General features: G+C 65.0%; 30 protein-coding genes and 1 tRNA gene. 9 read left to right on the top strand and 22 right to left on the bottom strand.

What is annotated here, in order from left to right; all coding sequences use genetic code 11:
- Positions 1 to 279: 279 nt before the first annotated feature.
- From QZM72_RS19095 to QZM72_RS19060, 8 genes are all read left to right on the top strand, one after another.
- On the top strand, positions 280 to 591 hold the full coding sequence (locus tag QZM72_RS19095; protein ID WP_301738956.1) for an AlpA family transcriptional regulator: 312 nt from the start codon (positions 280 to 282) through the stop codon (positions 589 to 591).
- On the top strand, positions 588 to 1,112 hold the full coding sequence (locus QZM72_RS19090; RefSeq protein ID WP_217073358.1) for a hypothetical protein: 525 nt from the start codon (positions 588 to 590) through the stop codon (positions 1,110 to 1,112). The genes QZM72_RS19095 and QZM72_RS19090 overlap by 4 nt, the downstream gene beginning before the upstream one ends.
- 327 nt (positions 1,113 to 1,439) lie before the next feature.
- Complete coding sequence (locus QZM72_RS19085) at positions 1,440 to 1,616, top strand: hypothetical protein (protein ID WP_017432173.1); 177 nt, start codon at positions 1,440 to 1,442, stop codon at positions 1,614 to 1,616.
- Positions 1,609 to 1,911, top strand: a complete 303-nt coding sequence (locus QZM72_RS19080; protein WP_301738955.1) for a hypothetical protein — start codon at positions 1,609 to 1,611, stop codon at positions 1,909 to 1,911. Before QZM72_RS19085 ends, QZM72_RS19080 begins: the two co-directional genes overlap by 8 nt.
- Complete coding sequence (locus QZM72_RS19075; RefSeq protein ID WP_006765346.1) at positions 1,904 to 2,116, top strand: hypothetical protein; 213 nt, start codon at positions 1,904 to 1,906, stop codon at positions 2,114 to 2,116. The genes QZM72_RS19080 and QZM72_RS19075 overlap by 8 nt, the downstream gene beginning before the upstream one ends.
- Complete coding sequence (locus tag QZM72_RS19070) at positions 2,109 to 2,456, top strand: hypothetical protein (protein WP_156628037.1); 348 nt, start codon at positions 2,109 to 2,111, stop codon at positions 2,454 to 2,456. Before QZM72_RS19075 ends, QZM72_RS19070 begins: the two co-directional genes overlap by 8 nt.
- A 9-nt stretch (positions 2,457 to 2,465) precedes the next feature.
- On the top strand, positions 2,466 to 2,792 hold the full coding sequence (locus QZM72_RS19065) for a hypothetical protein (RefSeq protein ID WP_301738954.1): 327 nt from the start codon (positions 2,466 to 2,468) through the stop codon (positions 2,790 to 2,792).
- A gap of 127 nt (positions 2,793 to 2,919) precedes the next feature.
- Positions 2,920 to 5,781 carry a DUF927 domain-containing protein gene (locus QZM72_RS19060; RefSeq protein ID WP_301738953.1) on the top strand — a complete coding sequence of 954 codons (2,862 nt, stop codon included), beginning with the start codon at positions 2,920 to 2,922 and terminating at the stop codon, positions 5,779 to 5,781.
- A 620-nt stretch (positions 5,782 to 6,401) separates the two neighbouring features.
- Here the strand turns inward: QZM72_RS19060 and QZM72_RS19055 are convergent.
- From QZM72_RS19055 to QZM72_RS19020, 8 genes are all read right to left on the bottom strand, one after another.
- Complete coding sequence (locus QZM72_RS19055) at positions 6,402 to 7,619, bottom strand: integrase arm-type DNA-binding domain-containing protein (protein WP_301738952.1); 1,218 nt, start codon at positions 7,617 to 7,619, stop codon at positions 6,402 to 6,404.
- A gap of 174 nt (positions 7,620 to 7,793) precedes the next feature.
- Positions 7,794 to 7,869, bottom strand: a tRNA-Thr gene (locus QZM72_RS19050).
- A gap of 18 nt (positions 7,870 to 7,887) precedes the next feature.
- Complete coding sequence (locus QZM72_RS19045) at positions 7,888 to 8,409, bottom strand: ClpXP protease specificity-enhancing factor (RefSeq protein WP_089466508.1); 522 nt, start codon at positions 8,407 to 8,409, stop codon at positions 7,888 to 7,890.
- Positions 8,410 to 8,478: 69 nt separating this feature from the next.
- Positions 8,479 to 9,090: a glutathione S-transferase N-terminal domain-containing protein gene (locus QZM72_RS19040; protein ID WP_006400565.1), complete on the bottom strand. Its 612-nt coding sequence runs from the start codon at positions 9,088 to 9,090 to the stop codon at positions 8,479 to 8,481.
- A gap of 94 nt (positions 9,091 to 9,184) precedes the next feature.
- Positions 9,185 to 9,943: a cytochrome c1 gene (locus QZM72_RS19035; protein ID WP_301738951.1), complete on the bottom strand. Its 759-nt coding sequence runs from the start codon at positions 9,941 to 9,943 to the stop codon at positions 9,185 to 9,187.
- A 21-nt stretch (positions 9,944 to 9,964) separates the two neighbouring features.
- Complete coding sequence (locus QZM72_RS19030; protein ID WP_089466507.1) at positions 9,965 to 11,347, bottom strand: cytochrome bc complex cytochrome b subunit; 1,383 nt, start codon at positions 11,345 to 11,347, stop codon at positions 9,965 to 9,967.
- Positions 11,347 to 11,967 (bottom strand): ubiquinol-cytochrome c reductase iron-sulfur subunit, encoded by a 621-nt coding sequence (petA, locus tag QZM72_RS19025; protein ID WP_089466506.1) that lies wholly within the window; start codon positions 11,965 to 11,967, stop codon positions 11,347 to 11,349. The genes QZM72_RS19030 and petA overlap by 1 nt, the downstream gene beginning before the upstream one ends.
- A gap of 218 nt (positions 11,968 to 12,185) precedes the next feature.
- Positions 12,186 to 12,932 carry a Nif3-like dinuclear metal center hexameric protein gene (locus tag QZM72_RS19020; RefSeq protein ID WP_301738950.1) on the bottom strand — a complete coding sequence of 249 codons (747 nt, stop codon included), beginning with the start codon at positions 12,930 to 12,932 and terminating at the stop codon, positions 12,186 to 12,188.
- A 21-nt stretch (positions 12,933 to 12,953) separates the two neighbouring features.
- Between QZM72_RS19020 and QZM72_RS19015 the strand changes: the two genes are divergently transcribed.
- Positions 12,954 to 14,159 (top strand): Do family serine endopeptidase, encoded by a 1,206-nt coding sequence (locus QZM72_RS19015; protein WP_089466504.1) that lies wholly within the window; start codon positions 12,954 to 12,956, stop codon positions 14,157 to 14,159.
- A 197-nt stretch (positions 14,160 to 14,356) separates the two neighbouring features.
- Here the strand turns inward: QZM72_RS19015 and tatC are convergent, their stop codons facing one another.
- The 14 genes from tatC to hisD form a co-directional block, all read right to left on the bottom strand.
- The gene (gene tatC / locus QZM72_RS19010) at positions 14,357 to 15,145 is read right to left on the bottom strand and encodes a twin-arginine translocase subunit TatC (protein WP_301738949.1); all 789 of its coding nucleotides are present in this window, start codon (positions 15,143 to 15,145) and stop codon (positions 14,357 to 14,359) included.
- Between the two features lie 41 nt (positions 15,146 to 15,186).
- Positions 15,187 to 15,720, bottom strand: coding sequence for a Sec-independent protein translocase protein TatB (gene tatB / locus QZM72_RS19005; RefSeq protein ID WP_301738948.1), 534 nt, complete (start codon positions 15,718 to 15,720; stop codon positions 15,187 to 15,189).
- Positions 15,721 to 15,746: 26 nt separating this feature from the next.
- Positions 15,747 to 15,977, bottom strand: coding sequence for a Sec-independent protein translocase subunit TatA (gene tatA / locus QZM72_RS19000; RefSeq protein WP_006477115.1), 231 nt, complete (start codon positions 15,975 to 15,977; stop codon positions 15,747 to 15,749).
- Positions 15,978 to 16,070: 93 nt separating this feature from the next.
- Entirely contained in the window at positions 16,071 to 16,436 is a 366-nt protein-coding gene (locus QZM72_RS18995) for a histidine triad nucleotide-binding protein (protein ID WP_050013121.1), read from the bottom strand.
- A gap of 31 nt (positions 16,437 to 16,467) precedes the next feature.
- Positions 16,468 to 16,860, bottom strand: a complete 393-nt coding sequence (locus QZM72_RS18990; protein WP_089466501.1) for a hypothetical protein — start codon at positions 16,858 to 16,860, stop codon at positions 16,468 to 16,470.
- Between the two features lie 69 nt (positions 16,861 to 16,929).
- The gene (locus QZM72_RS18985; protein WP_011546603.1) at positions 16,930 to 17,295 is read right to left on the bottom strand and encodes a phosphoribosyl-ATP diphosphatase; all 366 of its coding nucleotides are present in this window, start codon (positions 17,293 to 17,295) and stop codon (positions 16,930 to 16,932) included.
- On the bottom strand, positions 17,292 to 17,708 hold the full coding sequence (gene hisI / locus QZM72_RS18980) for a phosphoribosyl-AMP cyclohydrolase (RefSeq protein WP_069619436.1): 417 nt from the start codon (positions 17,706 to 17,708) through the stop codon (positions 17,292 to 17,294). The genes QZM72_RS18985 and hisI overlap by 4 nt, the downstream gene beginning before the upstream one ends.
- Entirely contained in the window at positions 17,708 to 18,481 is a 774-nt protein-coding gene (gene hisF / locus QZM72_RS18975; protein ID WP_089466500.1) for an imidazole glycerol phosphate synthase subunit HisF, read from the bottom strand. The genes hisI and hisF overlap by 1 nt, the downstream gene beginning before the upstream one ends.
- Before the next feature lie 105 nt (positions 18,482 to 18,586).
- Positions 18,587 to 19,342 (bottom strand): 1-(5-phosphoribosyl)-5-[(5-phosphoribosylamino)methylideneamino]imidazole-4-carboxamide isomerase, encoded by a 756-nt coding sequence (hisA, locus tag QZM72_RS18970; RefSeq protein WP_006477123.1) that lies wholly within the window; start codon positions 19,340 to 19,342, stop codon positions 18,587 to 18,589.
- 164 nt (positions 19,343 to 19,506) lie between these two features.
- Positions 19,507 to 20,148, bottom strand: coding sequence for an imidazole glycerol phosphate synthase subunit HisH (gene hisH, locus QZM72_RS18965; protein ID WP_301738947.1), 642 nt, complete (start codon positions 20,146 to 20,148; stop codon positions 19,507 to 19,509).
- Positions 20,145 to 20,765 (bottom strand): YchE family NAAT transporter, encoded by a 621-nt coding sequence (locus QZM72_RS18960; RefSeq protein WP_050013125.1) that lies wholly within the window; start codon positions 20,763 to 20,765, stop codon positions 20,145 to 20,147. Before QZM72_RS18960 ends, hisH begins: the two co-directional genes overlap by 4 nt.
- Before the next feature lie 60 nt (positions 20,766 to 20,825).
- Complete coding sequence (gene hisB / locus QZM72_RS18955; RefSeq protein WP_006477126.1) at positions 20,826 to 21,413, bottom strand: imidazoleglycerol-phosphate dehydratase HisB; 588 nt, start codon at positions 21,411 to 21,413, stop codon at positions 20,826 to 20,828.
- A 65-nt stretch (positions 21,414 to 21,478) separates the two neighbouring features.
- Entirely contained in the window at positions 21,479 to 22,552 is a 1,074-nt protein-coding gene (gene hisC / locus QZM72_RS18950) for a histidinol-phosphate transaminase (RefSeq protein WP_089466497.1), read from the bottom strand.
- 141 nt (positions 22,553 to 22,693) lie between these two features.
- Positions 22,694 to 24,010, bottom strand: a complete 1,317-nt coding sequence (hisD, locus tag QZM72_RS18945; RefSeq protein ID WP_089466496.1) for a histidinol dehydrogenase — start codon at positions 24,008 to 24,010, stop codon at positions 22,694 to 22,696.
- Positions 24,011 to 24,033 lie beyond the last annotated feature (23 nt).

The following is a 24,033-nucleotide window of genomic DNA, read 5'->3' as shown; positions in this document are numbered from 1 at the left end:
ATATAATTGCGGTACTTGTTAGCACTTAATCGAACACGGCTCTAGAAATCTGTGGGCGATGCAAGGGGAAAAGGCGGGGAATGCTCAATCGTTGAGCATATTTCGTCGAGCTGACGAGAGGGTGCCGGGGGATGTGCTACCAACACATCCCGCCGGCGGTTTTTTGGCTTGGCTGCCTGTTCCATAATTGGAGGAACCACAAGAGCCACCGCGCCTAGGAAACGCATAGCTCTTGTTAGGACGAATGATACCGCGCGCGGCGCGCCGTGCAAAGTAACTTTGCAAGATTACTTTGTGCGTCTTCCGCAAACTTCATTGCGCCCGTACTTTGATAGTACGGCGCGGTTTATTGCTGCCGCTTTCCTCTTATTTGCGGAACAGGCCATTTCTGAACAGAAAATGGCTCTTAAGATTCTTCGACTTATTGGTGTACTGGATTGCGTCGGCGTCAAGAAAACGACGCTGTATCGCTGGATTCGTGAAGGCAAGTTTCCAGCGCCGGTCCAGTTAGGGACCAGGAGCGTCGGCTGGCGCGCGCAAGACGTCCAGAACTGGGTCGAATCCCGCCAATCGACGCGGGAGCAAGCATGAGCGCGCCCTCCCTTATGATCGATCGCGGCGGCCCGTATGGTCGCGCGATGGGCGCGGCCGTCACGGCGCGCGACGCCGCGTTCGTGCGTTGCCGCGACGCCCGCCTCCGCAAGCTCGCAGGAATCCTCGATGACATCGAGGGTTGCTTCTGGAACCGTGGCGACGACACCGGGAAGCTCGTAGCGATCGCCGTCACGCTCGCCTCGACGCTCGCGCTCGAAGCCCCGCGTCTGACGACAAAGCAACTTGGCACCACCTGCGAGAAGTTCGTCCAGGCGATCGCCGCTGCTGAACAGGATTCGGCGAACTATCGTCGTCGGCAGTATCGACAGCTGCGGAAAGCCTATCGTGCGCTTTACAACGACATCGATGCGCAGTGCACGGACGGGACGCGCCGCTTGCAAGTTAGCGCCCTGCTGCGGGGCGTCGCGCTCGGCCAATCACTGGCGCAGGGCAGCTCGCGACTGGATATCGAACAGCTCAAGCTGGCGACCGCTGTGCTCAAGGGAGAGGCCGCCTGATGTTCGCCCAAAGTCGCTTTGCACTAGCAATACATGGCGAGGGGCGTCGCGATTTGCGTCGTCCAGCATCGCGCGCTATCCTGTGCGCGTCGCTGAGACAACAGCGGCCCGGGGTGACAGCCGGAATAGTTCCAAGGCGGACAACCGCCTTCGCGCGGTTTTTTTACGTCCGTACACCTTGCGCCTTCTATGGTCGGGCCTTGGTGGGGGTGCGTTCGCGCACGCCGGTTCCCTTGGACGCCGGTCTGTCAACCCTGCCATGTGCCCGGCCACCCCGATTGACAGCGGGGACCGGGTTCGTCAACCCGTCCAAGGAGGCCGCATTCAATGCGCCAGTCAACGCACGCCCGTACCGGGCAGCAATCCCACCTCATTCAATCCATCGTGCGCGCAGCACTGCGCGACGCGGCAACCGCCAGCACGTATCAAGACGCGCTCGATGCAACCGGCGCAGCATTGGCGGCCATCGCCGCGCTCGTCCGTGCGGAGGTGCGTCATGGCTGAGCTGCGCTGCAAGATCGGCGATCTGGCGATCGTCACGAAGTGCGACGCACGCGCTCGCATCGGCATGCTGGTCGAGGTGGCATCGGCGCGGCCGACGCCCAATCACGATTGGCGCGTGCGGATCTTGGGCGGTCCCGTCTCGGGGCGCAGCGTCTACGGTCGCCGGTCCGGCGAATTCACGCACGCAGCCGTCCACGACTGGAACCTCACGCCGATTCGCGGCGAAGCGGAGCTGGATTGCACGATCGACGTCGGGCAACTCCTCGCATCGATTCTGGAGGTGCGCCATGTCTAAATACCGCCTGCCGAACGAAGTCACGATGATCGCCATGTGTGCGGCCCATCAATTCGCCCAGCTCGAAGCCCTGTTCGATGCCGTCCGTTCGCATCTTGCGGAGGGCACATACGAGCGGGCGCTCGTCGACATGGGGCAAAGCGTCGCGAGCCGCTATTCGGCCGAAATGCGCCGTACTGCGCAGCCGGAGGTGTGCCATGACTGATCAGCGCATCCGAACCGCGGTTGTCGACGGATTCGACAACGCCCCGCCGCTGGATACGGGCGCACCGATCGAGCTGCAATTCGCCGTTGACCTGGGCGCGATCTGCGCCGACGCATGGCTCGACCTGAAAGGCGACGTGCGGCTGCACGACTACGCGGCGCATCAAGCCGCCGCGTTCGCGCGCGGCATGGAAGCCGCCATGCAGGACGCAGGCGACGTCGACGCGCACCGCGTGACGATCAGCCGGCAAGCGTTCGCGGCCGGCCTAATGGGGCGCGTGCAGCAGCACCTGTTCGCGGCCCTCGGCCTCGTCACGCGCGAAGCGCGTACAACGCACTGAGGGGCGGTCATGGCAAAGACGAACAAGAACGCCGAGCAACCGCTCGCGTCGCACTTCGTGGCCGAGGTGAATCGCGCCGATCCTACCCGCATCGGGACGCGGATCAGCGATGCGATGGAGCTGCTGGACAGCCTGCATTGGGCGGCCGACAAGGCCATGTCCGATGACGACTACTGGCTTGTGCTGAGCCTGTTCCGCGCGTCCCTGCCGTCGATCGGCGCGGCGCTGGAGGCGGCGAACGACGCACTCGGCGAGTCGCGGCTCGGCCGCTACGTCTATAGCAACGACGTCACAGCCGGCGGGGCGGTTCTGTCGGTGCCTCGCGCGGCCGGCTGACGCTGCGCCGCTAGGCATCGCCGCATCATTCAATTCTTCGCGCGTCGGGTAGCTGCTTGCCCGATATGGACTACTAATCGGGAGCCGACCGACGCGCGTCCAGTGGGAACCTATGAGTAACGCACCCATGTCCGAATTCGAGCGGGCGAGAGTCGCGCTCGGCTATGTTCCGCCCGACGACCGCGACACGTGGCGTCAGGTGGGAATGGCGCTCAAGGCCGAGTTTGGCGAGGAGGGCTTCGCCCTCTGGAACGAATGGAGCCAAGGCGCGCAGAACTACAACGGCAAGGACGCGCGCGATGTGTGGAAGTCGTTCAAGGGCGGCAAGATCACCATCAACACGCTGTTCCACCTTGCCAAACAAGGCGGCTTCGATCCGCGTGCGCACCGGGCGAAGCCGGTCGATCCAGCGGAGCGCGAGCGGCAGAAGGCCGAACGCGCGGCCCGCGAAGCGGCCGAGCTGGCCGAGCTGACCGAGAAGCAGCAAGCCGCGTCGGCGCTCGCGGAATCGATCTGGTCGGCGGCCGAGCCCGCGCCGGCCGATCACCCGTATCTTGTTCGCAAGCGCATCCCGGTCGACGCGCTGCGCATCTATCGCGGCGGCTTGTGCATCGGCACGGCCGCGTGCGACGGCGCACTCGTCATCCCGGCCCGTGACGCGGAAGGCAAGCTGTGGACGCTGGAGTTTGTCCTGACGGACGGCCAGAAGCGCTATCTGCCGAACGGCCGCAAGGCGGGCTGCTTCTCGCTGATCGGCGGCCCGCTCTCTTCCGCGCGGTCCACGCTGCTGATTGGCGAGGGTTACGCCACGTGCGCGACGCTCGCGGCAGCGACCGGCTATCCGGCCGCCGTCGCGTTCGACGCAGGCAACCTGCACGCGGTCGCGACGGCGCTGCGCGGTCAGTATCCGGATGCGCGCATCGTCGTGTGCGCTGACGACGATCACACGACGAAGGGCAATCCGGGCGTGACGAAGGCCCGCGTGGCGGCCGAGGCCGTCGCCGGCATCGTCGCGGTGCCCGACTTCGGTCCGAACCGCCCGGCGGCCGGCACCGACTTCAACGACCTGGCTGCGCACCTCGGCCCGGATGCGGTGGCCGCCGCCGTGCGCGCTGCGCTCGCGCCGGCCGGCTCGGCTGACGCCGGCAAGGGCAAGGCTGCTCCAGCCGCCGCGAAGCCCGCCAAGCGCCCGAAAACAGCCCGCGCGCAGGACGGCAAGTCGCGGTTCGTCGTCGACGACAAGGGCGTGTGGTTTCACGGCTTCAACAATCAGGGCGATCCGCTGCCGCCGCATTGGGTCAGCACGCGTATCGATGTGATTGCGGAGACCCGGAACGAGATGAACAGCGAGTGGGGTTACCTGCTCGAATTCACGGATCGCGACGGCATCCTGAAACGATGGGCGGTGCCGGCCGGCTTGTTTGCTGGTGACGGCACGGAGCTGCGCCGCATGCTGCTCGATATGGGCGTGAAGCTCGGCGTGACGCAGATCGCCCGCACGCAGATCGCGAACTATGTGCAGATGGCGCAGCCGGACGAGCGCGTGCGCTGCGTGCCGCGCGTCGGCTGGCATCACGGCGCGTTCGTGCTGCCCGATCGCGTCATCGGCACCGGCAAAGAGGCGCTGATCTATCAGGCCGATACGCCGATCCAGAGCCAGTTCAAGGAGCGCGGCACGCTGGACGACTGGCAACGCGAGGTCGCGGCCTACTGCGTCGGCAATAGCCGGCTGCTGTTCTGCGTCGCTACCGCCTTCGCTGGTCCGTTGCTGCATTTCTCCGGGCTTCAGTCGGGCGGTTTTCACCTGCTCGGCACAACGTCCAAGGGCAAGTCGACGGGCGGCGTCATCGCCGCGTCCGTGTTCGGCTCGCCGGACTATGTGCGGAGCTGGAAGGCGACCGACAACGCGCTCGAAGCCGTCGCCACGCAGCATAGCGACGCGCTGCTGATCCTCGACGAAATCGGGCAGGTCGAGCCGCGCTTGGTTGGCGATGTGATCTACATGCTTGCGAACGAGTCGGGCAAGGCCCGCGCGTCGCGTAGCGGCTCGGCAAAGCCCGTGCTCACGTGGCGGCTGCTGTTCCTGTCGAACGGCGAAAAGAGCGTGTCCGCGCTGATGGCCGAGGGCAACAAGCCGATGAAAGGCGGTATCGAGGTGCGCTTGCCCGCGATCCCGGCCGAGGTTGGCGAAATGGGCGTCGTGGAGAAGCTGCACGGCTTCCCGACGCCGGCCGCGCTGATCGAGCATCTAGAGCGGCACGCCGGCATGCACTACGGCACCGCCGGCCCCGCGTTCATTGAGTGGGCTTCTTCGCAGGCCGGCGAGCTGGCCGAGCATCTGCGCATGCGCGTCGACGAGCTGGTCGGGCAATGGGTGCCGGACGGCTCGCATTCGCAGGTTGCACGCGTGGCTAAGCGGTTCTGCCTTGTTGCGGTGGCGGGCGAGCTGGCGACGGCGCACGGGCTGACCGGCTGGCCGCAGGGCGAAGCGGTCGAGGCCGCCCGTCGCTGCTTCGAAGGCTGGCTCGAACTGCGCGGCGGCACCGGCAACTCGGACGAGGCGGAAGCCGTGCGGCAGGTACAGCATTTCCTCGCCGCACACGGCGACAACCGTTTCGTGTGGATGAACCGGGCGCAGGACGACCATCGGCCGAACGTGCCGCATCGCGCCGGCTTCAAGCAACACGTGAAGCGCGACGAGCGGCGCACGCCTATCGCGTCCGATCGGGAGTATTACGCCGAGTTCGGCGGCAAGATGAGCGCCGACGATGCGGAAAGCGTCGAGACGGAATACCTGATCGAAGCGGCCGTGTTCCGCAAGGACGTGTGCGCCGGCTTCGATCATAAGATCGTCGCCAAGGCGCTGATGAAGCGGGGTGTGCTGATGCCGCGTAGCGACGGCTATCCGTACCGACAGGAGTACATCCCCGGTCACGGCAAATTCATGGTCTATCGCGTGTTGCCGTCCATCTTCACCCTTGAACTGTGAAAAGCGCCGCCGCCGTCCGGGAGGGCGGTGGCGGGCATTCCTTTGCGCGGCATTTTGGCCCGTGCGTCAAAGTCACTTTGGGCGATACGTGCCAGACGCAACCGGGCCGGCGACTGCCGCGAATCTTGCCGCAACCGTAACAATCCAGCCCGGTTTATCTCCAGTATCTCCAGCGTTCTCCAAATCGTTTGGAGACACACGAAGCCTTACCCCATAAGACTTTGCGGCCGATTCAGGCGGTTATCTCCAAATCTCCAACTCGTTTTGCACTGAGCGGACAGACGTCGACCGTCTGCGTCGACCGCGAAGCCAGATGGGACGCGGCTCTCCGGGATTCGAGGTGCGTCGACAACGTATTTTTGAGGGGGGTGTCCGCGATGTGCCCCGATCGGGCATTGTTGCGCCGACCGCAAGTGTCGCGTCGGCCGGAAAGCGGGGGACCCTGCGTCTAGGGCAAAGACGCGGGGGCTCACACCCGCGTCTTTTCTCTACTGACGGCAGATATAGGGGGGGCACATAATAATAAGGGGCCAAATCATCGTCTTACCCTCCGCCTAGTCCGTTTCCGTTTTACCGGTGGAGGACGCACGGAAGGGGGTCATACTCGCAGCGGCACGGATCTAGCCTGCCGCCGCGATCGGGATGATCTTCGCTCCAGCCTGTTTGTCGAGATAGTCCGCCCACCACTGCATCATGCGATGGCGCTCAGAGAGATACTCGGCATGGTTGTATGCCGCCCGCACGCCATCCTGCTCCGAGTGGGCAAGCTGGCGCTCGATCCAGTCGGAATTGAATCCCTTCTCGTTCAAGATCGTTGAAGCCAAACCCCGAAACCCATGCCCGGTCATGCGGCTGCGATAGCCCATACGGTACAGAGCGTACAGAATCGTGTTCTCGCTCATCTGCTGCAATGGTCTGCGGCTGTTCGGGAACAGCCAGCGCCGGTGGCCCGTAAGCGCGCGCAGGTCGGAAAGCAGAGCAATCGTCTGCTCTGCGAGCGGCACGATATGCACGCGGCGCATCTTCATCTTCTCGGCCGGAATGCGCCACTCACGACGCTCCAAGTCGATCTCCGTCCACTCCGCCTGCCGCAACTCGATAGTGCGAACGAACGTCAATGCCAGGAATCGCAGAGCAAGCCGAGTCTCCGGCTCGCCCTCATAGGCCGCGATCGAGCGAAGCAGCTCCGGCAGCTCGCTTTCGCCGACCCGCGCCATGTGCTTGACGGGCACTGCCTTCAATGCGCCTCGTAGGTCCGGCGACGGATCTCGCTCGGCACGGCTCGTTGCAACGGCATAGCGAAAGACTTGGCCGCATGTCTGCAACGTCTTGCGCGCAGTCTCGAACGCCTCTCGACCTTCGATTCGTCGAATGACCGCGAGCAAATCCGGTGCGCCGATCGAAGAAATCGGACGCTGGCCGATCAGGGGAAACACCTCGCGATCGAGCTGTTTCTTGACTCGGTTCGCGTGCGAAGCGCTCCATGTCGCTTGCTGCGCCTCGTACCACTCCAGCGCGACGGCCTCGAAGGTGTTCTGTGCGGCAATGGCGCGAGTCTGCTTCTCGACGTCACGCTCGAACGCAGGGTTCTTCCCTTCCGTTAACAGCCGCTTCGCTTCGTCACGCCTCGACCGAGCATCAGCGAGCGACGTCGCGGGATAGTCGCCGAACGTCAGCAGGTTTTCTTTGCCATTGAACCGGTATTTGAGCCGCCATTTCTTCGAACCACTGGAGCGCAGATCGAGATACAGGCCGCCGCCGTCGAAGAGTTTGTTTCCCCCGGCCTCATCGAATCTAGCGTTGCGGCACTTGGCGTCGGTAAGAGGTTTGGTTTTCATTATTCGTCGGGGGTACGACATACCCCCAAATCCGGGAAGTCATACCCCGAATCTTACCCCCAAATTTTCGGGATGCCCCGGTTCCACTCGGCACTTCCAGAAACAAAAAACCCGCGTCAGCGCTAGGCTGGACGCGGGCTTTGGGGCTTCCCGGTACTGCTTGATACTAGTGTTTGGTGCCGGCTGCAGGACTCGAACCCGCCACCTGATGATTACAAATCAACTGCTCTACCAGATGAGCTAAGCCGGCGTAGCGCGAGATTCTACCTCATTTCACGATCTTGAGGCGAGGTCTGCTGCTGCCTTTCGAGCCGTCGCCGTCGGTTTTCGGCGGTTCGTCGGCGCCTTCGGACGGTTCCTCGTTCGCGCCGCTGTCGGCGACGGGCGCCAACGGCGATACGGACTCGTCACGCTGCGCGTCATCAGCTTGCACGGCATCATCGTCGAACGCGCCCGAATCCTCGCCCTCGCCTGCGACCGCATCGACCTGGAACGCCATGCCCTGCCCGTTCTCGCGCGCATAGATCGCGAGCACGTTGGCAACCGGAATCTCGATCTTGTGCGCCTTCCCGGAGAACCGGGCCGTGAACTCGATCCACTCGTTACCCATCTGCAACTGGCTCGTCGCCTCGAAGCTGATGTTGAGCACGATCTCGCCGTCACGCACGAACTGACGCGGCACGCGCGTCGAGTTGTCGACCCTCACCGCGATATGCGGCGTGTAACCGTTATCGGTGCACCACTCGTACAACGCGCGCAGCAGATAAGGCTTCGTTGAAATCTCTTGCATCACAATCCTCGAACCCGGAGCGGGTGCGCGGCACGCCGCCACCCGCTCCGTCATGCCTTCATTGCAACATTAACGACGCATGACCTTTTCGGACGGCGTCAGTGCTTCGATGTAGGCCGGACGGCTGAAGATCCGTTCGGCGTACTTCATCAGCGGCGCGGCGTTCTTCGACAGCTCGATGCCGTAGTGATCCAGGCGCCACAGCAGCGGTGCGATCGCGACGTCGAGCATCGAGAACTCTTCGCCGAGCATGTACTTGTTCTTCACGAAGATCGGCGCGAGCTGCGTCAGGCGATCGCGGATCGCGAGGCGGGCCTTCTCGTGATTCTTCTCCGCCGCCTTGCCCTTCTCGTTCTCGAGCGTGCTGACGTGGACGAACAGTTCCTTCTCGAAGTTGAGCAGGAACAGGCGCGCACGGGCGCGCTGCACCGGATCGGCCGGCATCAGTTGCGGATGCGGGAAGCGCTCGTCGATGTACTCGTTGATGATGTTCGATTCGTACAGGATCAGGTCGCGCTCGACCAGGATCGGCACCTGACCGTACGGGTTCATCACCGAAATGTCTTCCGGCTTGTTGAACAGGTCGACGTCGCGGATTTCGAAGTCCATGCCCTTCTCGAACAGCACCAGCCGGCAACGCTGGGAGAACGGGCAAGTTGTGCCGGAATACAGAACCATCATATTTGCGTTTCCTCAAAAAAGCCGAGGGCCGGCACGCGGCGAAACCCCTTTCACGGGTTCCGCCTTGCGCCGGCCCCACGCCGGTCAGGCGTGTTTACTTGATATCTTTCCAGTACGCGGCATTCAGCCGCCAGGCCAGGAAAGTCAGGACACCGAGAAAGATCAGCACCCACACGCCGAGGCGTTTGCGGGTCTGCTGGGCCGGCTCGGACATCCATGTCATATAGGCCACCAGGTCGGCCACCGCAGCATCGTAGTCGGGCGACGACAGCGTGCCCGGCGTGACCTGCTGGAAGCCGACGAGCGTGTGGACCTTCTCGCCCGTCTCCTCGTCCGTCTTGTCTTCGAATTTGGCAACGCGCTGCCCCTGCAGTTGCCACAACACATGGGGCATGCCGACATTCTCGAACACCGCGTTGTTCCAGCCGGTCGGCCGCGTATCGTCGCGGTAGAAGCTTCGCAGATACGTGTACAGCCAGTCGCGGCCGCGCGCCCGCTCCTCGACCGACAGGTCGGGCGGCGTGGTGCCGAGCCAGTTCTTCGCGTCGTCGGGCCGCATCGCGACGGACATCGTGTTCCCGACCTTGTCGGTCGTGAACAGGAGATTCGTTTCGATCTCCTTCTGGGATATGCCCAGATCCGTCAGACGGTTGTAGCGCATCAGGTTCGCGCTGTGGCAGTTCAGGCAATAGTTTACAAACAATTGCGCGCCGTGCTGAAGCGAAACGAGATTTTCCGTGTTATCGGGCGCCCGGTCGAGCGGAAAATTACCTTCCGCCCGCACGGCCGGCGCCGCCAGCAGCGCACAGGCGGTCGCCCCGATCAGCGCGAGTGTCGAAAGCAGTTTCTTCATGTCGTTCTCTCCTCGCTCACGTTAATGGGGCTTGAAGCGCACCCGTTCCGGCGGCTGCTTGAACGTGCCAAGCGGCGTCCAGACGGGCATGCCGAGGAAGAACGCGAAGTAGATCAACGCGCAGAACTGCGCGATCAGCGTCGCCGCCGGCGAGGGCGGCCGCGTGCCGAGGAACGCAAGGGTCAGGAACGCCGCGACGAAGATCCCGAGGAACACCTTGTGGAACAGCGGCCGGTAGCGGATCGACTTCACCGGGCTGCGGTCGAGCCACGGCAGGAAGAACAGCGTGATCACCGCCGAGCCCATCACGACGACGCCCCAGAACTTCGACTCCGTCAGGTACATAAACACGACGATCGCAGCGGCCAGCACCGGCAGCCCGATCTTCCACTTGCCGCGCGCGCGGATCAGCGCGAGCACGCCGAGCAGCGCGATCACGATCATCAGCACGATCTTGAACGGGTCGGTGGTCGCGCGCAGCATCGCGTAGAACGCGGTGAAGTACCAGACCGGCGCGATCTCCGGCGGCGTCTGCAGCGGGTTCGCCGGGACGAAGTTGTTCGCCTCGAGGAAGTAGCCGCCCATCTCCGGCGAGAAGAACACGATCAGCGCGAACACCATCAGGAACACGCACACGCCGAGGAAATCGTGCACCGAGTAGTACGGGTGGAACGGGATGCCGTCGAGCGGGATGCCGTTCTCGTCCTTCTTCGCCTTGATTTCGATGCCGTCCGGGTTGTTCGACCCGACTTCGTGCAGCGCAACGAGGTGCGCGACGACGAGGCCGACCAGCACGAGCGGAATCGCGATCACGTGGAACGCGAAGAAGCGGTTCAGCGTGACGTCGGACACGACGTAGTCGCCGCGAATCCACAGCGACAGGTCCGGGCCGACGAACGGGATCGCCGAGAACAGGTTCACGATCACCTGCGCGCCCCAGAACGACATCTGGCCCCACGGCAGCAGATAGCCGAAGAACGCCTCGGCCATCAGGCACAGGAAGATCGCGCAGCCGAAGATCCAGACGAGCTCGCGCGGCTTGCGGTACGAGCCGTACAGCAGCCCGCGGAACATGTGCAGGTACACGACCACGAAGAACATCGATGCACCGGTCGAGTGCATGTAGCGGATCAGCCAGCCCCACGGCACCTCGCGCATGATGTACTCGACCGACGCGAACGCGAGCGTCGAGTCGGGCTTGTAATTCATCGTCAGGAAGATGCCCGTGACGATCTGGTTCACGAGCACCAGCAGCGCGAGGGAGCCGAAGAAGTACCAGAAGTTGAAGTTCTTCGGCGCGTAGTACTCGGAAACGTGCTTCTTCCAGGTGGACGTGAGCGGGAAGCGCTGGTCGATCCAGCCGGTGAAACCTGTCGTGGAGACTTCCTTGTTGTCGGCGGCCATCACGCTTCTCCTTTCTCGTCCTTGCCGATCACGAGGGTCGTCGCCGACGTGAACATGTAGGGCGGGATGTCGAGATTCTGAGGCGCCGGCTTGTTCTTGAACACGCGGCCGGCGAGATCGTAGGTCGAACCGTGGCATGGGCACAGGAAACCGCCCGGCCAGTCGTCCGGCAGGTTCGGCTGCGGACCCGGCGTGAAGCGTTGGCTGGGCGTGCAGCCGAGGTGCGTACACACGGCCATCACGACGAGAATGTTCTTGCGATCGGCCCGCGACCGATATTCGTTCGCGCAATACGCGGGCAACGGCATCGAATACGGGGATTTCGTGGTCGGATCGGCCACTTCCTTGTCGGCCTTGACCACGTCGGACAGCATCGCATCGGTGCGATTCAGGATCCAGACGGGTTTGCCGCGCCACGGCACGGTGACCATTTCGCCGGGCTTCAGGCCGCTGATATCGACCTCGACCGGTGCACCGGCCGCTTTCGCTTTCGCGGACGGCGCAAGCGACGCCGCGAAAGGTATGACGGTGGCGACGCCTCCTACGCCACCTGCTACGGATGTCGCAATCAGCCAGGTACGGCGGCCGCTGTCGACGCGTTTCTCTTCCTTGTCTCGCATCACACGCCCCACTTCTGAGTTGGATTTTCCGTCACGACTTTCCATTCCGCCGCTAGTTTGCGCGAATGGAGTCGCCATTTACAAGGCCCGGAGATGAAAATCCCTTCGAAGTGTTTGATAGTTAAGGGTTATCCCCCACTATCGGAGCGATTAAATCATTTCGCTTTTAAGTGGATGCTACATAGAGAAATTTCGATGCGCCGCCGCAAATCCGCCGCTCAGACCGGATTATGAATATCGATAAAAAGGTGTTCGAGATCGAATTCCTCGGACAAGTGGCGCCCCAGCGCCTGGATTCCGTAGCGCTCGGTCGCATGGTGCCCTGCCGCAACGAACGCGACACCGCTCTCGGCCGCCGCGTGCGTGGTCGACTCGGACACCTCGCCGGTCAGGAACACGTCGGCGCCGGCATCGATCGCCGCGTCGAAATAGCTCTGCGCGGCACCCGTGCACCACGCGATGCGGCGCAGCTGCGTGTCGGGATCGCCGAGCACGAGCGGCGTGCGGCCCAGCGTGCGCTCGACCTTCGCGACGAAGTGCTCGAGCGTGACGGGCATCGGCAGCGTCGCCATCCAGCCGAGATCGCCTTCGCCGAAACGCTGCTCGCCGATCAGGCCGAGCTTTTCGCCGAGCTGCGCGTTGTTGCCGAACTGGGGATGCGCGTCGAGCGGCAGGTGAAACGCGAACAGGTTCAGGTCGTTCGCGAGCAGCAGCTTCAGCCGCTGATACTTGCGGCCGGTGATCTGCGGCGCCTCGTTGCGCCAGAAATAGCCGTGATGGACGAGCACGGCATCCGCGCCCCATTCGAGCGCGGTTTCGAGGAACGCGACCGACGCCGTCACGCCGGTGGCGATCTTCTCGATCTTGCGGCGCCCTTCGACCTGGAGGCCGTTCGGGCAATAGTCCTTGAAGCGCGCGGTTTCAAGGGTATTGTTCAAGTACAATTCGAGTTCGATCCGATCCATATAAACCTCTAATCCATTCAGATGCTTAGACGCTTCTGGCTGTTCTTCGCGCAGGCGGTGACCGTACTGCTCGCGCTGATGTTCATCGTCGTGACGCTCAAGCCTCAATGGCTGCAACGGCAAGGACAGCTCGGCAAGCAGCTCGCCACGCCGATCGTCGCGCTGCGCGAAGTCGCGCCCGGTATCGGCGGCGCACCGGCGACCACGTCGTATGCCGAAGCCGCGCAGAAGGCGATGCCGGCCGTCGTCAACGTGTTCTCGAGCAAGGACGGCTCGCTGCCGCCCGACCCGCGCGCGAAGGATCCGCTGTTCCGTTACTTCTTCGGCGACCGCAACGCCCGCAAACAGCAGGACGAGCCGGCCGCCAACCTCGGCTCGGGCGTTATCGTGAGCCCTGAAGGTTACATTCTAACGAACCAGCACGTCGTCGACGGCGCCGACCAGATCGAAGTCGCGCTCGCCGACGGCCGCACGAGCACCGCGAAAGTGATCGGCAGCGATCCCGAAACCGATCTCGCGGTGCTGAAGATCAACATGACGAACCTGCCGACGATCACGCTCGGCCGCTCCGACCAGTCGCGCGTCGGCGACGTCGTGCTCGCGATCGGCAACCCGTTCGGCGTCGGCCAGACGGTCACGATGGGGATCATCAGCGCGCTCGGCCGCAACCACCTTGGCATCAACACGTTCGAGAACTTCATCCAGACCGACGCGCCGATCAACCCCGGCAACTCCGGCGGCGCGCTGGTCGACGTGAACGGCAACCTGCTCGGCATCAACACGGCGATCTACTCGCGCTCGGGCGGCTCGCTCGGCATCGGTTTCGCGATTCCGGTCTCGACCGCGCGCACGGTGCTCGAAAGCATCATCACGTCGGGCTCGGTCACGCGCGGCTGGATCGGCGTCGAGCCGCAGGACGTCACGCCGGAGATCGCCGAGTCGTTCGGGCTCCAGCAGAAATCGGGCGCGATCGTCGCGGGCGTGCTGCAGGGCGGCCCGGCCGACAAGGCCGGCATCAAGCCGGGCGACATCCTGGTGAGCGTCAACGGCGACGAAATCACCGACACGACCAAGCTGCTGAACACCGTCGCGCAGATCAAGCCTGGCACGCCGACCAAGGTGCACGTCGTACGCAAGGGCAAGCAATTCGACTTGAACGTCGTGATCGGCAAGCGCCCGCCGCCGCCGAAACAGACGCTCGACGAGCAGGACGGCGATAGCGAATGAGGTTCAGCGGGCGGCGCACCGTCTGCCGGTCATGACGCGACGCGGAAACGCAAAAGGGCAGCCGGGGCTGCCCTTTTGCTTTGCTTCAAACGACGACCGGTGCCGGGAGGTCGCTTCGCGATGCGCTGGCTGGCGGCCCAGCGCGGTGCCGGGCCCTTCGGCCGGGCCGGAAAGCCGCCCCGGCGCCGCGCCCGCCGTCAACTCGCGGCTTCGCCGTTGCCCGCCTCACCCTCTTCTACCGGCTTCTTCGGCACGAAGAACCGCGCGGCCAGGAGCCCGATCTCGAACAGCACGATCAGCGGCAGCGCGAGCATCAGTTGCGAGAACACGTCCGGCGGGGTCACGACCGCCGCGACCACGAATGCGCCGACGATCACGTACGGCCGCATCTCCTTCAGCTTCTTCAGGGACAGCACGCCCATCCGGACGAGCAGCACGACGACGATCGGCACCTCGAACGTGACCCCGAACGCGATGAACATCCCCAGCACGAAGCTCAGGTAGTTGTCGATGTCGGTGGTCATCTCGGCCCCGAGCGGCGCGTTGTAGTGCGCCATCACGCGGAAGATCGTCGGGAACACGAGGAAGTACGCGAACGCCATCCCGCACAGGAACAGCACGTAGCTGCTGCCGACGAGCGGCGTGACGAGCTTCTTCTCGTGCTGGTACAGCCCCGGCGCGACGAACGCCCAGATCTGGTACAGCACGACCGGCAGCGCGATCACGAGCGCGACGAGCATCGTGACCTTCATCGGCACGAAGAACGACCCGGTGACGTCGGTGACGATCATCTTGCCGTCTTTCGGCAGGTTCTCCATCAACGGCCGCGCGAGCAGCCTGAAGATGTCCGGCGCCCAGTAGACGAGCCCGACGAACACGACGATCACGGCCAGCCCCGCGCGAATGATGCGATCGCGAAGCTCGACGAGATGGGAAATGAAGGTTTCTTCCGGGGCGTCGCCCGGGTTCTGCTGGGGGTCGCTCACACCGGCCCTCGGTAGGATTGACGAGCGAGCATGCGCTCGGCTCAGAAGAAGCGCGTCGGCCGGCGCAGGCTGGCCGGCTGGTGGCGCGCGACACGCGCGGCGCCCGACTGCACGTGCGTGCGGCGGGTGGTCGCGCGCTTGTACCAGACAGGCGTCGCCGCCTGCTTGACGCGCCAGTTGCGACGCTTCGGCGCAAGCGCGACCGTGCTGCCACCACGCCACGACGGCGCCGCGGGCGTGTCGCTACCGTACGTGCCGGCATCGACCGAGCCTTCGTCGACACCGACGACCGCGGAATGCCACGTGTCGTTCAGTGCCTTCTCGTGCTCGCGCAGGTTGTCGTGAATCGTCGTCTCGACATTGCGCGCGGCCGATTCGAAATCGGTCTTCATCGTCCGCAGCGCGTCGAGTTCGATTTCGCGCGAGACCTCGGCCTTCACGTCGTTGATGTACCGCTGCGCGCGGCCGAACAGCGCGCCCGCCGTACGCGCGACGCGCGGCAGGCGCTCGGGGCCGAGCACCACGAGCGCGACGACGCCGATCAGCGCCATCTTCGAAAGACCGAGATCCAGCATCGCGAATGCCTGTCAGCGTGCCGGCGTTACGCCTTGTTCGAATCGGAACGCGTCGTTTCCTTCGCGTTGACGTCGACCGCGCCCGAGCGCGGCAGTTGCTGCGCATCGGCCGGCGTCTCGCCTTCCTTCATGCCGTCCTTGAAACCCTTCACGGCGCTGCCGAGGTCGTTGCCGATGTTGCGCAGCTTCTTCGTACCGAAAACCAGCGCGACGATCAGCAGCACGATCAGCCAGTGCCAAATGCTCAATCCACCCATGATGAAACCTCTCCTCAACCACGCCGCGGTGCGGCGTAAATCGCCGGCGACGCGCCGGCTTCGACTATCGATGCGGGGAAACGCCCCGCTGCGTCAACCCATCCGCTGCCACGGGCGCGGGCCGGCCAGGATATGCGCGTGCAGGTGGTAGACCTCCTGCCCGCCGCCCGGGCCCGTGTTGATCACCGTGCGAAAACCGGTTTCGCCGCCCGTATACGCGACGCCGAGCTGGTCGGCCAGACGCGCGACGAGCAACATCAGCCGGCCGAGCATCGGCGCATCGGCGTCGACCGCCGCGGACAGCGTCGGCAGGTGCCGGCGCGGAATCACGAGCACGTGCGTGTCGGCCGCCGGGCGGATGTCGCGGAACGCGACGAATTCGTCGTCCTCGTGCACCTTCGTGCTCGGGATCTCGCCTGCCGCGATCTTGCAGAACAGGCAATTCGGATCGTGACTCATGTTGCTCCTGCAAACGCCCGCGTGCCGCCGGTCAGAACCACGCCTGCGGATCGAGCGTCTTGTTGTCGTTCAGGTACAGCCAACCCTTGATGATACGGTACAGCGTCCAAATCCACGTGACAAACATGATCACGAATCCCACCACCACGAACATCAGCGCGAACCCGATCACGTAAGCGATCAGCGCGCGCCAGAACGTGCGGATCTGCCACTCGAAGTGATCGGCGTACGGCGTGCCGGCCACGTCGCCGCGCTTCACGTAATTGATGATGATCGCGATGATGCCCGTGACGCCGCCTGTCAGCCAGTGAATCGCATAGAGGCCGTACAGCACGTGGGTCAGCGTGCGCAAACCGTTCAGGCGTTCGGCATCCGCGGCCCCCGCCACCGCCGGCGTCGGAAACTGGTTCGACGTATCGTTCATGATGCTACCCCCGTTAGATGACAATTCTTACAGCTTACCGCACTGTTGCCACCGCGGCGGGCCTGTTCGTCATCCGCCGTTTTCCTCGCGCTCGCGGCGCTTGCGCAGCGCTTTTTCCTCGATGCCCGACAAGCCTTCGCGGCGCTCGAGTTCGGCGATCACGTCCGCCGGGCTGAGGTCGAAATGCGACAGCATCACGAGGCAGTGGAACCACAGGTCGGCCACCTCGCCGACGAGCGCGCTCGGCGCGCCGCCCTGGCGCACGTCCTTCGCGGCCAGCACGACTTCCGTCGCCTCTTCGCCGATCTTCTTCAGCACCGCGTCGTCGCCCTTGTGGAACAGGCGCGATACGTACGATTGATCGGGATCGCCGCCCTTGCGGCTGTCGATCACGGCCGCGAGGCGCAGCAGCGTGTCTTCGGTCGATTGCGTCATTTGTAGATGTGTTCGGGGTCTTTCAGCACCGGCTCGACCGCGACCCAGTCGCCGCTGTCCACCGTACCTTCGAATTTCTGGAAGAAGCACGAATGCCGGCCGGTGTGGCACGCGATGCCCGACACCTGCTCGACCTTCAGCAGCACGACGTCCTCGTCGCAGTCGAGCCGCACCTCGTGCACGTGCTGCACGTGGCCCGACTCCTCGCCCTTGAACCACAGGCGCTTGCGCGAACGCGAATAGTAGACCGCGCGCTGCGTCTCGATCGTCTTGGCAAGCGCCTCGCGGTTCATCCACGCGAACATCAGCACGTCGTTCGTCGACGCTTCCTGCGCGATCACCGGCACGAGGCCGTTGTCGTCCCAGCGGACCTTGTCGAGCCACGCGGGCACGGATTTCGTTTCGGTATTCATCACAGCCTCACCGCGATGCCCTGGTCGGCCATGAAGCGCTTCGCCTCGCCGACCGTGTGTTCGCCGTAGTGGAAGATGCTCGCGGCCAGCACCGCGTCGGCGCGGCCGTCCTTGATGCCGTCCGCGAGATCCTGCAGGCAGCCGACGCCGCCCGATGCGATCACCGGCACCGGCACCGCGTCCGACACGCCGCGCGTGAGCGCGAGGTCGAAGCCCGATTTCGTGCCGTCGCGGTCCATGCTCGTGAGCAGGATCTCGCCCGCGCCGAGCTCGGCCATCTTGCGCGCCCATTCGATCGCGTCGAGGCCCGTGTTCTTGCGGCCGCCGTGCGTGAACACTTCCCAGCGCGGCGTCTCGCCGTCGGCCGACACGCGCTTCGCGTCGATCGCGACGACGATGCACTGCGAGCCGTACTTGTCGGCCGCGTCGCGCACGAGCTGCGGATTCGCGACCGCCGACGAATTCATGCTGACCTTGTCCGCACCCGCGTTCAGCAGGCGCCGCACGTCCTCGACGGCGCGCACGCCGCCGCCGACGGTCAGCGGAATGAAGACCTGCGACGCGACGGCTTCGATGATCGGCAGGATCAGGTCGCGCTGGTCGGACGTCGCGGTGATGTCGAGGAAAGTCAGTTCGTCGGCACCCTGGTCGTCGTAGCGGCGGGCGATTTCGACCGGGTCGCCGGCGTCGCGCAGCTCGACGAAATTGACGCCCTTGACGACACGCCCGGCGGTCACGTCCAGGCAGGGGATGATGCGTTTAGCTAGAGCCATGATGTTGCGCCAAATGCCGCGCTGGGACGGCCGGTTGCGGAAGCCTCGCGCGAGGCTTCCGGTCGGGGCCGCCCGCGGGCAGCCCCGGCGAACGGACAACCGCGGTTACGCGTTGTCGAGTTCGCCGTTCAGTTCGTCCGCGCGCTTTTGCGCGGCCGCGAAATCGAGATCGCCGGAATAGATCGCCCGGCCGCAGATCACGCCTTCGACGCCGTGCTCTTCCACTTCGCACAGGCTCTCGATGTCCGTGAGGTTCGACAGGCCGCCCGACGCGATCACCGGGATGCCGACCGCCTGCGCGAGCTTCACGGTCGCGTCGATGTTGATGCCCTGCAGCATCCCGTCGCGGCCGATGTCCGTATAGACGATCGATTCGACGCCGTAGTCCTCGAACTTCTTCGCGAGATCGATCACCTCGTGGCCGGTCAGCTTGCTCCAGCCGTCGGTCGCGACCTTGCCGTCCTTCGCGTCCAGCCCGACGATGATGCTGCCGGAAAACGCGGTGCACGCGTCCTGCAGGAAGCCCGGGTTCTTCACGGCCGCCGTGCCGATGATCACGTAGGACAGGCCGGCGTCGAGATACTTCTCGATCGTCTCGAGGCTGCGGATGCCGCCGCCGAGCTGGACAGGGATTTCGTCGCCGACTTCGTCGAGGATCGCTTCGATCGCCTCGAGGTTCTTCGGCTTGCCGGCGAATGCGCCGTTCAGGTCGACGAGATGGAGCCGCCGGGCGCCGAGATCAACCCATTTGCGGGCCATCGCCGCCGGGTCCTCGGAGAAAATCGTGGCCTGGTCCATATCGCCCTGTTTGAGGCGCACACACTGACCGTCTTTGAGGTCGATGGCCGGAATCAGCAACATAGCAATCGGGTGTCGTCGTGGAAAATGAAAAGAATCAGGCGCGTACCGGCCAAACCGGTGCCGCGCCGTCTCGCTAGTTTAGTACAACTCTTTCGGTGCTTAAGCTTGTGCGCCATACGTGACAGGCCGTTCGGCCAGGTCGACTGTGGCTGGCGCACCACGTTTTACGGCTTCCAGTGTACGAAGTTGCGATACAGACGCAACCCGACCTCCGCGCTTTTCTCCGGATGGAATTGGGTCGCGAAGATGTTGTCCCGCGCGACCGCGGACGTAAACGGCGCGCCGTAGGCCGTTTCGCCGACCGTGTGCGCCGGGTTGTCCGGGCTCACGTAATAGCTGTGCACGAAGTAGAAATACGCGTCGTCGGGCACGCCGTCCCACAGCGGGTGCGGCCGCGCCTGGCGTACGCGGTTCCAGCCCATCTGCGGCACCTTGAAGCGCGAGCCGTCGTCCTGCACGCGGCCGTCGAGCTCGAAGCGCACGACCTTGCCGGGCAACAGGCCGAGGCCCTTCGTGTCGCCTTCCGCGCTCCAGTCGAACAGCATCTGCTCGCCGACGCACACGCCGAGCAGCGGCTTCGTGCGCGACGCCTCGATCACGGCCTCCTGCAGGCCCGATTCGCCGAGGCAGCGCATGCAGTCGGGCATCGCGCCCTGGCCGGGCAGCACGACGCGATCGGCCGCGCGAATCGCGGCCGGCGTGTCGACGATCGCCACGTCGGCGGCCGGTTCGGCCTTCTTGAGCGCCTGCGCGACCGAGCGCAGGTTGCCCATCCCATAATCCACAATCGCAATCGAAGTTTTCATCTCAGTGCAGGCAGTAGCGCCCTCAGTCCATTGACGATGAATTCCACCGCCAGCGCCGACAGCATCAGACCCATCAGCCGCGTGGCGATGTTGATGCCGGTGCGGCCGATCCAGGTCGCGATCGGCTCGGCGAGCCGCATCGCGACGAAACACAGAAAAGCCAGGACCGCGCCGATCGCGACCAGCCCGGCCCGCTCATACCAGTGATGCGCGTTCGCCGCATAGATGATCACCGTGCTGATCGAGCCGGGGCCCGTGAGCAGCGGAATCGCCAGCGGCACGACCGCGATGTTGTCCTTCAGCTCGGCTTCGTGGCGCTCCTCCGGCGTCGATCGCGTGTTGCCGATCTGCGCGTTCAGCATGTTGATCGCCATCAGCAGCATGATGATCCCGCCGCCCACTTCGAGCGACCCGACCGAAATGCCGAAGAAGTTGATGATCTGCTGCCCGAGCAGCGCGGTCACCGTCATCACGCAGAACACCGACACCGATGCGATCCGGATCGTGCGCCGCCGCTCGTCGTCCGTCTGCTGCGCCGTCAGGCTCAGGAAGAACGGCACCGCGCCGACCGGATTGATCAGCGCGAGCAGCGAAATGAACGATTTGAGCAGATCCATCGCAAGCCGGCGCCGCGCGCCGAAGCCGTGAGGTTGTCCTTGACGTCGTCCGTTCGGAAGTTAGAGGCTGCCCTTGGTCGACGGAATCTGCCCCGCCGCGCGCTCGTCGAGCTCCACCGCCGCGCGCAGCGCGCGGCCGAAGGCCTTGAACACCGTCTCGAGCTGATGGTGCGCGTTGATCCCGCGCAGGTTGTCGATGTGCAGCGTGACGCCCGCGTGGTTCACGAACCCGCGGAAGAATTCGATCGACAGGTCCACGTCGAACGTGCCGATCCGCGCGCGCGTGAACGGCACGTGGAATTCGAGGCCCGGCCGGCCGGAGAAGTCGATCACGACGCGCGACAGCGCCTCGTCGAGCGGCACGTACGAATGGCCGTAGCGGCGGATGCCCTTGCGGTCGCCGATCGCCTTCGCGACGGCCTGACCGAGCGTGATGCCGACATCCTCGACCGTGTGGTGATCGTCGATATGCGTGTCGCCGTGCGCTTCGACCTCGAGATCGACCAGACCGTGTCGCGCGATCTGGTCGAGCATATGGTCGAGAAACGGCACGCCGGTGGCCAGCTTCTGCTGGCCGGTGCCGTCGAGATCGAGCTTCACACGGATCTGCGTTTCGCTGGTATTGCGAACGACTTCCGCCACACGCATGGCAATTCCTTGATTGAGTCTGATGTAAATGGGGATTGATCGTCGCGCGCCGCCGCGCCCTGGGCTCAACCGGGCAGCGCGAGTTTCAAGGCGGCCAGCAGGCGGGCGTTTTCGTCGGGAGAACCGACGGTCAGCCGCACGCATTCGGCCAGTAACGGATGCATTTTACTCACGTTTTTGACCAGCACCCGCTCGGTGAGCAGCGCATCGAACACGGCGGCGGCGTCCGGCACGCGCACCAGCAGGAAATTGCCGGCGCTCGGGAACACCGTCGCGCCCGGCAGCGCGGCCACCGCCTGCGCGAGGCGCGCGCGTTCCGCACGCAATTCGGCCGCCTGCGCATCGAGCACGTCGAGGTGATCGAGCAGGAAATCGGCGGTCGCCTGGGTCAGCACGTTGATGTTGTACGGCGGGCGCACCTTGTCGAATTCGTTCAGCCACGCGGGCGTGCCGACGAGATAGCCGAGGCGGATGCCCGCGAGGCCGAGCTTCGACACCGTGCGCATCACGACGACGTTGTCGAACTCGCCGGCGCGCGGCAGCCACGAACGCTCGGCGAACGGCTGGTACGCCTCGTCGATCACGATCAGGCTGTGCCGCGCGGCCGCGACGATGCGCTCGACGTCGGCGTCGTCGTACAGCGTGCCGGTCGGGTTGTTCGGATACGCGAGATAGACGATCGCCGGCTGGTGCTCGGCGATCGCCGCGAGCAGTGCGTCGGCGTCGAGCGTCAGGTCCGCCTTCAGCGGCACGCCGACGAACTCGAGCTGCGCGAACTTCGCCGAGAGCTCGTACATCACGAAGCCCGGCACCGGCGCGAGCACTTTCGCGCCCGGCTTCGCGCACGCGACCGAGATCATGCTGATGATTTCGTCGGAACCGTTGCCGAGCAGCACGTCGCAGCCGGCCGGCACGCGCATCGCGTGGCGCAGCTTGTCGAGCAGCGCGGCCGGGCGCGGCGCCGGGTAGCGGTTCAGCGCGACCTGCGCGAGCCGCTCGCCGAGCGCCGCGGCGAGCGGCGCCGGCAGCGAATACGGGTTCTCCATCGCGTCGAGCTTCACGAACCCGCTCGCGTCGGGAACCGGATAGCTCGTCATCGCGAGCACGTCGCGGCGGATGATGTCTTGTGGCGTCGTCATGATCTCAAGCCGGCGTGCGTCGCGCCGGCGTCAAATGGTCGACAAGGCGGCGGCTGCCGCCCTGCGCTCGTCCCCCTGCCCCGATCCGGGGCGGCCGGCGCCGGCGCCTCGGCGCCCGTCCGGCCCGCGCGCCCTGCGCGGTCAGCCCTTCATCCGGAACTCGGCGCTCCTTGCATGCGCCTGCAGCCCTTCGCCGTAGGCGAGCTCGGACGCGATCTCGCCGAGCGTCTGCGCGCCTTCCGCGCTGACCTCGATCAGACTCGAGCGCTTGATGAAGTCGTACACGCCGAGCGGCGACGAGAAGCGCGCGGTGCGCGACGTCGGCAGCACGTGGTTCGGGCCCGCGCAGTAGTCGCCGAGGCTCTCGCTCGTGTAGCGGCCGAGGAAGATCGCGCCCGCGTGGCGGATCTGCTGGCCCCATTGCTGCGGCTCGAGCGCCGAGATTTCGAGGTGTTCCGGCGCGATGTCGTTCGCGATCCGGCACGCCTCGGCCATGTCGCGCACCTTGATCAGCGCGCCGCGGCCTTCGAGCGACGCGCGGATCACGTCCTGGCGCGGCATCGTCGGCAGCAGTTCGCCGATCGCCTTCTCGACGCGATCGAGGAACGCGCCGTCCGGGCACAGCAGGATCGACTGCGCGAGTTCGTCGTGCTCGGCCTGCGAGAACAGGTCCATCGCGACCCAGTTCGGATCGGTCGTGCCGTCGCACAGCACGAGGATTTCCGACGGCCCGGCGATCATGTCGATGCCGACCGTGCCGAACACGCGGCGCTTCGCCGACGCGACGTACGCGTTGCCGGGGCCGCAGATCTTGTCGACGGCCGGCACCGTGGCCGTACCGTACGCGAGCGCGCCGACCGCCTGCGCACCGCCGATCGTGAACACGCGATCGACGCCGCCGAGCAGCGCCGCGGCGAGCACGAGGTCGTTCTTCACACCGTCCGGCGTCGGCACGACCATCACGATCTCGCCGACCCCCGCGACGCGCGCGGGAATCGCGTTCATCAGCACCGACGACGGATACGCGGCCTTGCCGCCCGGCACGTACAGGCCGACGCGATCGAGCGGCGTGACCTTCTGGCCGAGCACCGTGCCGTCGCTTTCCGTGTACTGCCAGCTATGCGTGCCGCACTCGATCTTCTGCTTCTCGTGGTATGCGCGCACGCGCGCCGCGGCCGCTTCCAGCGCCGCGCGCGCCTTCGGCGCGAGGCCGTCGAGCGCGGTCTGCAGCGCGTCCTGCGGCAGTTCGAGCGCGGCGACGCTGTTCGCGCTCAGCCGGTCGAAGCGGTTCGTGTACTCGAGCACCGCGGCGTCGCCGCGCGACTTCACGTCGGCGAGGATCTTCGCGACCGATTGCTCGATCGCTTCGTCTTCGCTCGCCTCGAACGCGAGCACGGCGCGCAGCGCGGCGCCGAAGCCTTCGTTCGTCGAATCGAGCTTGCGGATGGTGATGGCCATGGGAGTTCCGTTACGGTGATGCG

It is taken from the genome of Burkholderia sp. AU45388 (genome assembly GCF_030481585.1).
GTDB classification, from domain to species: domain Bacteria; phylum Pseudomonadota; class Gammaproteobacteria; order Burkholderiales; family Burkholderiaceae; genus Burkholderia; species Burkholderia sola.
This window is presented reverse-complemented; position numbering and strand designations above follow the sequence as displayed.